Origin of the sequence: Mesorhizobium sp. M4A.F.Ca.ET.020.02.1.1 (assembly GCF_004022645.1) — a bacterium.
Classification (GTDB): domain Bacteria; phylum Pseudomonadota; class Alphaproteobacteria; order Rhizobiales; family Rhizobiaceae; genus Mesorhizobium.
On sequence record NZ_RZOI01000099.1, the window covers coordinates 1 to 12425 of the forward strand.

11 protein-coding genes are annotated in these 12425 nt (G+C 63.5%); 8 read left to right on the forward strand and 3 right to left on the reverse strand.

Annotated features, from left to right (window positions below; genetic code table 11):
- Both EN742_RS09545 and EN742_RS09555 read right to left on the reverse strand, forming a co-directional pair.
- Nucleotides 1-449: Maf family protein (locus EN742_RS09545; RefSeq protein ID WP_128332727.1), on the reverse strand; the 449-nt coding region annotated here is incomplete at its 3' end.
- 287 nt (nucleotides 450-736) lie between these two features.
- Nucleotides 737-1558 (reverse strand): pyruvate, water dikinase regulatory protein, encoded by an 822-nt coding sequence (locus EN742_RS09555; protein WP_126057323.1) that lies wholly within the window; start codon nucleotides 1556-1558, stop codon nucleotides 737-739.
- A gap of 402 nt (nucleotides 1559-1960) precedes the next feature.
- Between EN742_RS09555 and hemE the strand changes: the two genes are divergently transcribed.
- From hemE to rho, 3 genes are all read left to right on the forward strand, one after another.
- The gene (hemE, locus tag EN742_RS09560; RefSeq protein ID WP_126057324.1) at nucleotides 1961-2992 is read left to right on the forward strand and encodes a uroporphyrinogen decarboxylase; all 1032 of its coding nucleotides are present in this window, start codon (nucleotides 1961-1963) and stop codon (nucleotides 2990-2992) included.
- Nucleotides 2992-3522: a protoporphyrinogen oxidase HemJ gene (gene hemJ / locus EN742_RS09565; protein ID WP_126057325.1), complete on the forward strand. Its 531-nt coding sequence runs from the start codon at nucleotides 2992-2994 to the stop codon at nucleotides 3520-3522. The genes hemE and hemJ overlap by 1 nt, the downstream gene beginning before the upstream one ends.
- 168 nt (nucleotides 3523-3690) lie before the next feature.
- Entirely contained in the window at nucleotides 3691-4956 is a 1266-nt protein-coding gene (gene rho, locus EN742_RS09570) for a transcription termination factor Rho (protein ID WP_112098117.1), read from the forward strand.
- Between the two features lie 268 nt (nucleotides 4957-5224).
- On the opposite strand, the gene EN742_RS09575 is transcribed toward rho, so the two are convergent.
- Nucleotides 5225-7252, reverse strand: coding sequence for a thioredoxin domain-containing protein (locus EN742_RS09575; RefSeq protein ID WP_128332728.1), 2028 nt, complete (start codon nucleotides 7250-7252; stop codon nucleotides 5225-5227).
- A gap of 61 nt (nucleotides 7253-7313) precedes the next feature.
- Between EN742_RS09575 and mnmE the strand changes: the two genes are divergently transcribed.
- From mnmE to EN742_RS09600, 5 genes are all read left to right on the forward strand, one after another.
- Nucleotides 7314-8642, forward strand: coding sequence for a tRNA uridine-5-carboxymethylaminomethyl(34) synthesis GTPase MnmE (mnmE, locus tag EN742_RS09580; RefSeq protein WP_126057327.1), 1329 nt, complete (start codon nucleotides 7314-7316; stop codon nucleotides 8640-8642).
- A 168-nt stretch (nucleotides 8643-8810) separates the two neighbouring features.
- Nucleotides 8811-10685 carry a tRNA uridine-5-carboxymethylaminomethyl(34) synthesis enzyme MnmG gene (gene mnmG, locus EN742_RS09585; RefSeq protein WP_126057328.1) on the forward strand — a complete coding sequence of 625 codons (1875 nt, stop codon included), beginning with the start codon at nucleotides 8811-8813 and terminating at the stop codon, nucleotides 10683-10685.
- Nucleotides 10682-11323 (forward strand): 16S rRNA (guanine(527)-N(7))-methyltransferase RsmG, encoded by a 642-nt coding sequence (rsmG, locus tag EN742_RS09590; RefSeq protein ID WP_126057329.1) that lies wholly within the window; start codon nucleotides 10682-10684, stop codon nucleotides 11321-11323. Before mnmG ends, rsmG begins: the two co-directional genes overlap by 4 nt.
- A gap of 17 nt (nucleotides 11324-11340) precedes the next feature.
- Nucleotides 11341-12138, forward strand: a complete 798-nt coding sequence (locus EN742_RS09595) for a ParA family protein (RefSeq protein ID WP_126057330.1) — start codon at nucleotides 11341-11343, stop codon at nucleotides 12136-12138.
- A 45-nt stretch (nucleotides 12139-12183) separates the two neighbouring features.
- A partial coding sequence (locus EN742_RS09600) for a ParB N-terminal domain-containing protein (RefSeq protein WP_189375253.1) occupies nucleotides 12184-12425 on the forward strand: 242 nt, incomplete at its 3' end.

Consider the following 12425-nt stretch of genomic DNA (forward strand, 5'->3'; position numbering starts at 1 on the left):
TCGCCGACACGCGCCAGATGGCGGCCGATGAAGGCTGGCTCCAGTTTGCGCATGGTGAGACTGGCGATGCCGACATGCCGCCACAGCACCGCGCCGTCGCGGGCAAGCACGGCGGCGCTGTTCAGCTGATGGGTCTTGCCGGACAGGGCGAGGAGATGGCGGCGGGCGCCTTCCATGTCGGCCGGCTTGTGGAACACCTCGTCGCCGAGCGACAGCGTCTGGTCGCAGCCGAGCACCAGCGCGCCGGGCCTGCGCTCGCTGACCTCGGTCGCCTTGGCCTCGGCAAGCACCAGCGCGACGTCCTCCGGCGACACGCCGCTATGCTTGAGCGGCGCCTCGAGCGCGCGCTCATCGACCTCGGCCGGCACCGCCTCGATCTCGACGCCGGCATTGACCAGCATCGCCTTGCGGAACGGGCTGCCGGAGGCGAGGATGATTTTCTCGGTCATTTTGTACTCGGACGCGGACAAGGGACGGTTGGTGTATGCAAAGCCTTGCTATTGTAGAGTTGGCGCCGCCCCTCATTGTCCTGCCGGACATTTCTCCCCGTATAGAGACGGGGGGAAAGGGCCAGCTTCAGCGCAGGCGCTCTTTCCAGCAGCGCTGGCGATTGGCGAAACCATAGACACCAGCGCCCCTCTCCCCGTCCCTATACGGGGAGAGGATGCCGGCAGGCAGGTAAGGGGCGGCGCCGACCTCCGCCAAGGTGACTCGCAAAACTAGCTTCTTTGCTCATCTATCTCGACTTTCCCCGCAGGGCAACGATCGCCGCCGCCGTCTCCTCGATCGAACGACGGGAGACATCGATCATCGGCCAGCCATGCCTTGTGCAGATCTGGCGGGCATAGGCGAGCTCCTCGTTGATCGCGGCGCGGTCGACATAGTCGGACGGCACGTATGTGCTGGTGTTGCCGAGGATGCGGTTCTGGCGGACATGCGAGATGCGCTCGGCGGTGGCGATCAGGCCGACGATCAAGGGCGTCCTGGCGTTGACCAGGCTCTCCGGCACCGGCACGCCGAGCACGATCGGGATGTTGGCGGTCTTGATGCCGCGGTTGGCGAGATAGATGCTGGTCGGCGTCTTGGAGGTGCGCGAAATGCCGATCAGCACGATGTCGGCATCGTCCATGTTGGCGGGCAGCTGTCCGTCATCATGCTCCATGGTGAAGTTCAGCGCATCGATGCGGCGAAAATATTCGGCGTCGAGCACGTGCTGGGCGCCGACGCGGCGGCCGGCCGGCGTACCGAGATAGGACTGGAAGACGGCAAGCACCGGCTCGAGCACCGAGACGCAAGGCAGGCCCATCGCCGCGCAGCGCTCATCGATGCCGCGCGCGAGCTTCTGGTCGACGACGGTGTAGAGGATGATGCCGGGTTCTTCCTCGATATCCTCGAACACCTTGGCCACCTGCTTTTCGGTGCGGATCAGCGGGTAGATGTGCTCGATGGCGCGCGCGTCCTTGTATTGCGCGGAGGCGGCGCGGCCGGCCGCCAGCAGCGTCTCGCCGGTGGCGTCGGAAATCAGGTGCAGGTGAAAGAAGCTCTGGGGTTTGTTCACAGGCGCGGGTTCCAGGCTGTGGGCAGTTGTGGACAAGATCGGACAAAGACGCGAAGGGGGCGAGAGCGACTGTATCAGATGGTGGGTTGTCCACAATTCGCCCTGCTGTAGGCTTTGTCGGGGCGCTGGGGACAAAACTGGGGATCAACTTTTCTTGGCCGATTTCATCCACAGCCCGAAATTTGGGAGCGAAAGGCCAAGCTGCTGACTCGGAAGGAGAATTCCGGTTGTTCCCCAAAACCCTCCAAATCGCGATCGGGACCGCGCGACAATATGCTGACTGGCCTTTTCGGGCGGCAGGCTGGACAGGTCGCAACCACCACAACCAACAGACTCTTAGAATCAGAAGACTCTTTTAAAATAGATATTTGATTTAAGAGGACCCTTGAGAGGCGACGCTGAATGCCTGGAAAACGGATCATGCTGGACGTTTTGAGGGGCGAGCCTGTCTTTCCTCCGCCCATCTGGATGATGCGCCAGGCCGGCCGCTATCTGCCGGAGTATAGAGAGACCCGGAAGCGCGCCGGCTCCTTCCTCGATCTATGCTACGATCCGGACCTTGCGGTGGAAGTGACGCTGCAGCCGATCGAGCGCTTCGGCTTCGATGCCTCGATCCTGTTCTCCGACATCCTTGTGGTGCCCAACGCGCTCGGCCGAGACGTCCGCTTCGAAGAGGGCCGCGGGCCGATGCTGACGCCGATCTCGGCTTCGGAGATTGCGGGCCTCACCGGCGATTTGTTTCACGTGAATCTCGAACCGGTTTACGAGACCGTCCGCCGGTTGCGCGCCAAACTGCCTGACGAGACGACGCTGATCGGCTTCTGCGGCGCGCCGTGGACGGTGGCGACCTATATGATCGCAGGCCAGGGCACGCCGGACCAGGCGCCGGCGCGGCTTTTCGCCTATCGCGAGCCGGAGGCCTTCGCGCGGCTGTTGAAAGTGCTGGCCGATCATTCGGCCGCTTATCTCATCCGCCAGATCGAAGCCGGCGCCGATGTGGTGCAGATCTTCGATTCCTGGTCCGGTGTTTTGGACGAGCCTTCCTTCCAGGCTTTCTGCGTCGAGCCGGTGGCCGAGATCGCGCGGCAAGTGAAGGCGGTCCACCCGAATGTTCCGGTCATCGGTTTTCCGAAGGGCGCCGGCGAGCGCTACCGCGACTATCGCTCCAAGACCGGCATCACCGGCCTCGGCCTCGACTGGACGGTGCCGCTCTCGATGGCGAAGGAATTGCAGCTTGGCGGCGCCGTGCAGGGCAATCTCGATCCGCTCCGGCTGGTGGCCGGCGGCAAGGCGCTGGCCGACGGCGTGGACGCGATCCTGAGGACGCTGGGCGGCGGGCCGCTGATCTTCAACCTCGGACACGGCATCACGCCGGAGACGCCGATCGCGCATGTCGAGGCGATGGTGAAACAGGTGCGGAGCGCGACGCGCTGATGGCTGACAATACCAACAGCACCGGCCAGGCGATGAAGCGCATGGTGATCGGCATCGCCGCTCTGGTCGTCGCGACTGCGCTGCTTTACTTCGTGGCGTCCGACGGCTTCTACCTGTGGGCCAAGGCCATCCATGTCATCGCCGTCATCTCGTGGATGGCCGGCATGCTCTATCTGCCCCGGCTCTTCGTCTATCATGCCGATGCCGAGAAGGGATCGGCGCAGTCGGAAACCTTCAAGGTTATGGAGCGCCGGCTGCTCAGAGCCATCATCAATCCGGCGATGATCGCGACCTGGGTGTTCGGGCTCTGGCTGGCCTGGAAGGGCTTTGCCTTCCATGGCGGTTGGCTGCACGCCAAGATAGCGCTGGTGCTCGTATTGTCGGGGCTGCATGGCTATCTCGCCGGCGCGGTGCGGAAATTCGCCGAGGACAAGAATGAAAAGCCGGCGCGCCACTGGCGGATCGTCAACGAGATCCCCACATTGCTGCTGATCGTCATCGTCATCCTGGTCGTCGTGAAGCCGTTCTGAGGCTTCCCGCGACGGCGCAAAAGGCGGCTTGCTCTTTCAGACGAGCGACGATAAAAGACGGGTCTTCCTTCCCGTCATGCGCCGCCCCATTTTTTCGCTTTCGGCCGCGCCCGGCATTTGTCGCATCCAGCCGATTTTTCTCCCCAAAGCCTACCCAGAGTCCATCTAATGCAAGAAATGAAACTCACCGAGTTCAAGAACAAGAAGCCGCCAGAGCTGATCGCTTATGCCGAATCGCTCGAGGTGGAGAACGCCAGCGTGATGCGCAAGCAGGAGCTGATGTTCGCGATCCTGAAGAAACTCGCCGCCCAGGACATCGAGATCATCGGCGACGGCGTGGTCGAGGTGCTGCAGGATGGCTTCGGCTTCCTGCGCTCGGCCAATGCAAACTACCTGCCAGGTCCCGACGACATCTACATCTCGCCGTCGCAGATCCGCCGCTTTTCGCTCAAGACCGGCGATACGGTCGAAGGACCGATCCGCAGCCCGAAAGAGGGCGAGCGCTATTTCGCGCTGCTCAAGGTCAATACCATCAATTTCGACGATCCCGAAAAGATCCGGCACAAGATCCACTTCGACAATCTGACGCCGCTTTATCCAACCAAGCGGCTGAAGATGGAGGTCGACAATCCGACCTCGAAGGACATCTCGCCGCGCGTGATCGACCTGGTGGCGCCGATCGGCAAGGGCCAGCGCGCGCTGATCAACGCGCAGCCGCGCACCGGTAAAACGGTGCTGATGCAAAACATCGCCCACTCGATCACCGCCAACCATCCGGAATGCTATCTGATCGTGCTTTTGATCGACGAGCGGCCGGAAGAAGTGACCGACATGCAGCGCTCGGTGAAGGGCGAGGTGATCTCCTCGACCTTCGATGAGCCGGCCGCCCGCCACGTCCAGGTCGCCGAAATGGTGATCGAGAAGGCGAAGCGCCTGGTCGAGCATGGCCGCGACGTGGTCATCCTGCTTGATTCGATCACCCGCCTCGGCCGCGCCTACAACACCGTCGTGCCGTCCTCCGGCAAGGTGCTCACCGGCGGTGTCGACGCCAATGCGCTGCAGCGCCCGAAGCGCTTCTTCGGTGCCGCCCGTAACATCGAGGAAGGCGGCTCGCTGACCATTATCGCTACCGCGCTGATTGATACCGGCAGCCGCATGGACGAAGTGATCTTCGAAGAGTTCAAGGGCACCGGCAACTGCGAAATCCAGCTCGACCGCAAGGTGGCCGACAAGCGCATCTATCCCGCCATGGACATCCTCAAGTCCGGAACCCGCAAGGAAGACTTGCTGGTGCCGCGCGCGGATCTGCAGAAGATCTTCGTGCTGCGTCGCATCCTGGCGCCGATGGGAACGACCGACGCGATCGAGTTCCTCATCGACAAGCTGAAGCAGACCAAGACCAACGCCGACTTCTTCGATTCGATGAATACGTAGTCGGGATACAAGGCGAGGCGGGGAACTTCCCCTCGCCTTCTCGATCGTTGGCAAGCCAATCGCAGAGGTCAGAGCCGCCCCTCATTGCCCGGCCGGGCATTTCTCCCCGTGAACGGGGAGAAAGAGGCTGGCCGCAACGCCGGCACTCTTCTTGCCACGATGGCGATTGACGAAATCGGCAGCGACAGCGCCCTTCTCCCCGTTTACGGGGAGAAGATGGCGGCAGCCAGATGAGGGGCAGCGCCAACGCTCGAAGAGGGGGTTGGGGTTACGTGCCTGTTCCTCGCCGCAACAGCTTCCCCAACTCGTCCGCATCGGTAACCACTGGCAGGCAAACCTGCCCGGTGCACAGCCAGGCGCCCTGCTTGTCGGTCGGCGGCACCACCCCACCCGGCAAGCTCGGTCGATTCGCTTCCGTACCGACCGCAACGACGATATCCACCCGGCGCGGGTCGGGATTCCGATTCGCAACCGGAACGAGGCTTGGACTCTCTAGATTGTCGATCAGCACCAGCTTCAACGGCTCGAGCGCCAGCGCGCAGGCATTGACGATGCCAGCCTGGCCATAGGCCTGTTGCGCGGCGCGGCCCATGGCATGCTCGGCCGTCGTCCAGGCCTTTTGCTCCATGTCGAAATCGCCGGTGACTAATGCCAATCGCACCAGCGCCTCGATGATCTGGGCGGAGGCGGACGGGATTGCCTCGTCGACATCGCCGCGGATGCGGATCGGAACATCAGCACTGTCGGACGCGGTCAGATAATAGCCGGTCTTGTTGCCATCCTGGTGCCAATGATCGAGCTGTCCGATGAAATGCCTGGCGCGATCGACATAGGCCGTCTCGCCGGTGGCCTCGAAGAGTGCGATGGCGGCGTTTGTCATGGCGGCATAGTCGCTCGACAAGGCCGGGAACAGTTTCCTGGCGCCTAGCATGGAATGCGGCAGGCGGCCGTCATGGCTCGCTTCGACGATGTGGGCGAAGGCCCGCGCGGCGGCCTCGATCCAGTCGGGTCGCTGCAGGGCACGGCCGGCGTCGGCAAGCGCGGCGATCATCAGGCCGTTCCAGTCGGTCAGCGCCTTGCCGTCGCGGCCGGGCCTGACGCGCCGTTCCCTGGCGGCCAGGAGCTTCTGCTTCAACGGCAGGAACAAGGCTTGGTCGACGATGCTTTGCTTTTGCTGGCCGGCGGTTTGGCGGATGATCGGCTTGCCTTCCCAGCCATGCGGGCTAGCGAGGCCGAAGTATTTGAAAAACAAGGCCGAATCGTCGCCAAGCACGGCTTCGACCTCGTCGCGGTTCCAGGTGTAGAACAGCCCCTCCTCGCCGTCGCTGTCGGCATCGAGGCTGGCGGCGAAGCCGCCGCCATCGACCAGCATCTCGCGCAGCAGCCAGGCGGCCGTCTCTTCGATTCGTATCCGGAATAAATTATTGCCGGTGGCGGCAAACGCCCAATTGCACATGCGCAGGAGCTGGGCGTTGTCATAGAGCATCTTCTCGAAATGCGGCACCAGCCATTCGGCATCGGTCGAGTAGCGGCTCAATCCACCGCCGATGTGATCGTAGATGCCGCCGGCCAGCATTTTCTCCAGGCTGAGCAGGACAGCGTCGCGATGCGAGGCAACCCCGTCGCGCAGCCACGACAGCCAGAGCGTCTGCATGAATGGCGCGTTGGGGAATTTCGGCGCGCCGCGCAAGCCGCCCAGATCGCGGTCGATCATGCCGTCGATGCGGCCGGCAAGATCGCTGAGCGTGTCCCGATCGAGCACCGCCTTGCCATGGCTTCCCGCCAGCCGCGCCTCGACATGGCTGGTCAGGCCGTCGGCGCTTTTGCCAAGGCTCTCCTGCTTCTCCCGCCACGCCTTGTCGACCGCTTCCATGACCTGGATGAAGCCTGGCCGGCCGTAGCGGGCCTCGCGCGGAAAATAGGTGCCGCCCCAGAACGGCTTGCCTTCGGGCGTCAGGAACATGGTCAACGGCCAGCCGCCCTGCTCGCCCATGGCATGCAGTGCCGCCATATAGATCTGGTCGATGTCCGGCCGCTCCTCGCGATCGACCTTGATATTGATGAACAGCCGGTTCATGACGGCGGCAACGGCGTCGTTCTCGAAGCTTTCATGCGCCATGACATGGCACCAGTGGCAGGCGGCGTAGCCGATCGACAGCAGGATCGGCCGTCCGAGTTCCCTGGCTTCGGCGAGCGCCGCGGGCGACCAGCCCCGCCAATGCACCGGATTGTCGCTGTGCTGATGCAGATAGGGGCTGGCCTCTTCGGCCAGCAGGTTTTGCGCGGGCAAGGTCACGACGGCAAACTCGGTTAACGATGTTGCGCGGGAAGCTAGGGCGGTTCGGTAGAGCGGGCAAATGATTTTGAGCGATTCGATTGTTGCCTTGTCGAGCGGACGCTTGCCGGCCGGCATCGCCGTCATCCGAATTTCCGGTCCGAAGACTCGATTCGTGGTCGAAACGATTGCCGGATCAGTGGTTAAGGAGCGTCGTGCGGTCTATCGCAAGCTGACAGCGGCGGATGGATCGGTGATCGACCGGGGTTTGGTTCTCTTCTTGCCGGGCCCCGGCAGTTTTACCGGCGAGGACATTGCCGAGTTCCAGGTTCATGGCGGCCGCGCCGTGGCGGCCAAGATGCTGGAGACCATCACGGGCTTTGACGGCGTCAGGCACGCAGAGCCCGGCGAATTCACGCGCCGCGCCTTTCTCAACGGCAGGCTCGATCTGGTCGAGACCGAAGCGCTGGCCGATCTCGTCAATGCCGAGACCGAGGCGCAGCGGCGCTTTGCCGTGCGCAATGCCGAAGGGACGCAAAGCGAGCTTTACGCCGAATGGCGGCGGCGGCTCATCCATGCGCGGGCGATGATCGAGGCCGAGATCGACTTTGCCGACGAGGAGGACGTGCTGGGTTCCGTTTCGGACACGGTCTGGTCGGATGTGCGGGCGATGATCGGCGAGATCGATCGCCATGTCGACGGCTTCCGCGCCGCCGAGGTCATCCGCGACGGGTTCGAGGTCGTTATTCTCGGCGCGCCAAACGCCGGGAAATCCAGCCTGTTCAACGCGCTCGCTCGGCGTGAGGCCGCGATCGTGACCGACGAACCCGGCACCACGCGCGATCTGCTCGAAGTGGTGCTTGACCTTGAAGGGATGCGAGTCCGCGTCATCGATACGGCCGGTTTAAGGGAGGCGTCCGGTAAGGTCGAGGCGATCGGCATTGAGAAAGCGCGCGCGAAGGCGGGTGGTGCAGATCTGCTGCTGCTGCTCGAGGATATGGCGGCGCCCGTCGACGCCGGCGCGGTGCCGTCCGATGCGCCTCTGCTGAGGATCGGGACAAAGGCGGACCTTGTTGCGGACGGGCCGGCTTTTGACCGCTCGAAGCTTTATGACGCGGTGATCTCGACCAAGGATGGCACCGGACTGGCGGAGCTGCTAGCCGAGGTCGGGCGTCGCGCTGCAGCGGCTGCCGGGGAGATCGGCGACGTCCTGCCATCGCGCTTGCGCCATGTCGAATTGCTCAAGGAGACAAACTTCCACCTGGGAGCGGCGCTGTCGGTACAGCGAGGCCAAGAACTGCGCGCCGAGGAGCTACGCCTGGCGGCGGATCGGCTCGGGCGAATCACCGGTGCGGTCGACGTTGAGGACCTGCTCGACGTGATCTTCTCACAATTCTGCATCGGCAAATGACTCACGTGAAACATTGTCGGGGGTAGGCGGATAGCGCGATTCACGTGAAACACCGGGCTTCCAGACGACAGGCATTGTTTCACGTGAAACGAGACCGCTCCTACGTTCTTGACAGCGGAGCCCCGCAGGGACATGTCTCCGTCATCCTCAGTCTTTGGAATTGAAAAGATGAACGATCACTATGATGTGGTTGTGGTAGGCGGCGGCCATGCCGGTTGCGAGGCGGCCAGCGCCGCGGCACGCGCCGGCGCCAGGACGGCGCTGGTGACGCTGCGTTTCGACACGATCGGCGTCATGTCCTGCAACCCGGCGATCGGCGGCCTCGGCAAGGGCCATCTGGTGCGCGAGATCGACGCGATGGATGGTCTGATGGGCCGGATCGCCGATGCGGCCGGCATCCAGTTCCGCTTGCTCAATCGCCGCAAGGGGCCGGCCGTACGCGGCCCGCGCACGCAGGCCGATCGCAAGCTTTATCGCCTCGCCATGCAGGAAGCGATTCGGCAGGAGGACAATCTCGAGGTGATCGAAGGCGAAGTTCTCGACTTTGAAATCGTGGAGGGGCAGATCGCGGCCGTTCGGATGTCGGGCGATCGCCGCCTGGCTTGCGGCGCGGTGGTGCTGACCACCGGGACCTTCCTGCGCGGCTTGATCCATATCGGTGAGAAGAAGGTCGTCGCCGGCCGCATGAACGAGCAAGCGAGTCTTGGCCTGTCGGCAACGATGGGCCGTGCGGGGTTCAGGCTCGGGCGCCTGAAGACCGGAACACCCCCTCGCCTCGACGGTCGGACCATCGACTGGGCGTCGCTGGAAAGCCAGGCGGCGGACGAGTATCCGGTGCCGTTCTCGCTGCTGACCGACACGATCCGGAACCCGCAGATCCATTGCGGCATCACGCGCACGACGCCGGAGACGCACGAGCTGATCCGCGCCAATCTCTGCCGCTCGGCCATGTATTCCGGCTCGATCGAAGGGGTGGGGCCGCGCTATTGCCCGTCGATCGAGGACAAGATCGTCAAGTTCGGCGACCGTGAAGGCCACCAGATCTTCCTCGAGCCGGAAGGCCTCGACGACGACACCGTCTATCCGAATGGCATCTCGACCTCGTTGCCGGAGGACGTCCAGCTCGACATTTTGAAGACGATTCCGGGGCTGGAGCGGGCAACCATGCTGCAGCCGGGTTATGCCATCGAGTACGACCATGTCGATCCACGCGAATTGCTGCAGACGTTGGAGACGAAGCGGGTCGGCGGCCTGTTCCTCGCCGGACAGATCAATGGCACGACCGGCTACGAAGAGGCCGGAGCGCAAGGGCTGCTCGCCGGTCTGAACGCAGCGCGCAAGGCCTCCGATAGCGAGCAGATCGTGCTCAGTCGCACCGAAGCCTATATCGGCGTCATGGTCGACGACCTCACCAGCCGCGGCATCGCCGAGCCCTATCGGATGTTCACCTCGCGCGCCGAGTTCCGCCTGTCGCTCAGGGCCGACAATGCCGATGAGCGGTTGACGCCGATGGCGGATCGGCTGGGGATCGCCTCGGCGGAACGGATGCGGCGCTTCAACGCGATGAACGAAGATCTTGCAAAGGCGCGGGTACTGGCATTGAGCGTGCTGTTCACCCCCAATGAGGCGGCGCGCCATGGGCTGGAGATCAACAGGGATGGCGTGCGCCGCTCGGCCTATGAATTGCTCGCCTACCCCGGTGTCGATCTGGCTTGGCTGGCCCGCGTCGAACCGCGCTTCGCCTCAATCGGTGCCAAGACGGCCGAGTGCCTCGAAACGGAAGCGAAATATTCAGTCTATCTCGACCGCCAGCAAGCCGATGTCGCGCAAATCCGGCATGAGGAAGGCCGAGTGATCCCGGCATCGCTCGATTTCACCGATGTCCCCGGCCTTTCCAATGAGCTGAAGCAGAAGATGAAAACGCGGCAGCCGCGCTCCATCGCCGATGCGCAGCGCATGGAAGGGATGACGCCGGCGGCACTCGCAATCATCGTTGCCCATGTTCGCAACGCCGAGGCAGCCGCTCAGAGGCATGTCGCGTGAGCTCTGCCGCATGGGAGAGCCTGGAAAAGGCCGCGGGCCCGGTTTCACGTGAAACATTCGAGCGTCTGGTTGCGTTCGAACAGGTCTTCCTGAAATGGAACCGCAGCATCAATCTTGCCGCGCCGTCGACGCTGGACGATGTCTGGCGCCGGCACATACTGGATAGCGCGCAACTCGCTCGAATCGAGCCAAAGGCCAGGCGCTGGGTGGACCTCGGCTCGGGCGGTGGCTTTCCCGGCCTGGTGCTTGGTTTCCTGCTTGCCGAGCGCGAGGGGGCCTCGATCGATCTGGTCGAAAGCAACCGCAAGAAGGCCTCGTTCCTGCAAGCCGTCATTGGCCAGTTCGACCTGCCGGCGCGTGTCGTAGCGCGGCGCATCGACGACAGCTATTCGCTTGTTCCGGAACCGGAAATCGTCACCGCGCGGGCGCTTGCGGCGCTGCCGGCCTTGCTTGATCTTGCGGCGCCGTGGCTGACCAAGGGTGCGCGCGCGCTCTTCCACAAAGGCCGGGATTACCGCGCCGAAGTGGAAGAAAGCACTCACCGCTGGGCCTTCGATCTGGTAGAACATCCAAGCATGACCGACCCTCACGGCGTCATCCTGGAAATCACCAATCTGCGCCCGGCGAAACCGCAATGAATCACTGGCATCGACCCATGAAAACTGGACCGCGTATTATCACCGTCGCCAACCAGAAAGGCGGCGTCGGCAAGACGACGACGGCGATCAACCTGGCGACGGCGCTGGCCGCCATCGGCGAACAGGTGCTGATCGTCGACCTCGACCCGCAAGGCAATGCCAGCACGGGATTGGGCATCGACCGCAAGGATCGCACGGTGTCGTCCTATGACGTGCTGACCGGCGAGCTCGAGCTGGAAGCGGCCGCCGTGCCGACGGCGGTGCCCGGTCTATCCATCGTGCCGTCGACACTCGACCTGCTCGGCATCGAGATGGAGATCGCCTCGGCGCCGGACCGGGTGCTGCGGTTGCGCAACGCGCTGCGCGCCGCGGCCGAGCGTTCGGCGCCGTTCGGCTATGTGCTGATCGACTGCCCGCCGTCGCTCAACCTCTTGACCTTGAATTCAATGGCCGCGGCCGATTCCGTTCTCGTGCCGCTGCAGTGCGAGTTCTTCGCGCTGGAGGGTCTCAGCCAATTGCTCGAGACGGTCGAGCAGGTGCGGCATACGATCAATCCGGATCTCACCATCCAGGGCATCGTGCTCACCATGTACGACGGCCGCAACAATCTCGCCAACCAGGTGGTGCAGGACGTGCGCACCCACATGGGCGACAAGGTCTACGAGACGATCATCCCGCGCAATGTCCGCGTTTCCGAGGCGCCATCCTACGGCAAGCCGGCGATCCTCTACGACCTCAAATGCTCGGGCAGCCAGGCCTATCTGCAGCTCGCCTCGGAAGTGATCCGCCGCGAGCGCAAATTGCGCGCCGCCTGATAGCGGCCAAGCCCCGATTCGATACCGAAACGATCTGGACAGATTATGAGTGAAGACCTTTCAAGAAAGAGACTCGGCCGTGGCCTTGCGGCGCTGATCGGCGAGATCGATCGTCCCGCAGTCCCGGAAAAGCAGAGCATGGCGGCCGACGGCAAGGTGCCGATCGAATTCGTCAGCCCCAATCCGAAGAATCCGCGCCGGCATTTCGGCGATGCCGAGCTCACCGATCTGGCGCAGTCGATCCGCGAGCACGGCGTGGTGCAGCCGGTGGTGGCGCGGCCGTCGCC

Coding starts and splice junctions, on each gene's coding strand:
- hemE (WP_126057324.1), top strand. CDS start 1,961: ATGCCTGGAAAACGGATCATGCTGGACGTTTTGAGGGGCGAGCCTGTC.
- hemJ (WP_126057325.1), top strand. CDS start 2,992: ATGGCTGACAATACCAACAGCACCGGCCAGGCGATGAAGCGCATGGTG.
- rho (WP_112098117.1), top strand. CDS start 3,691: ATGCAAGAAATGAAACTCACCGAGTTCAAGAACAAGAAGCCGCCAGAG.
- mnmE (WP_126057327.1), top strand. CDS start 7,314: ATGATTTTGAGCGATTCGATTGTTGCCTTGTCGAGCGGACGCTTGCCG.
- mnmG (WP_126057328.1), top strand. CDS start 8,811: ATGAACGATCACTATGATGTGGTTGTGGTAGGCGGCGGCCATGCCGGT.
- EN742_RS09595 (WP_126057330.1), top strand. CDS start 11,341: ATGAAAACTGGACCGCGTATTATCACCGTCGCCAACCAGAAAGGCGGC.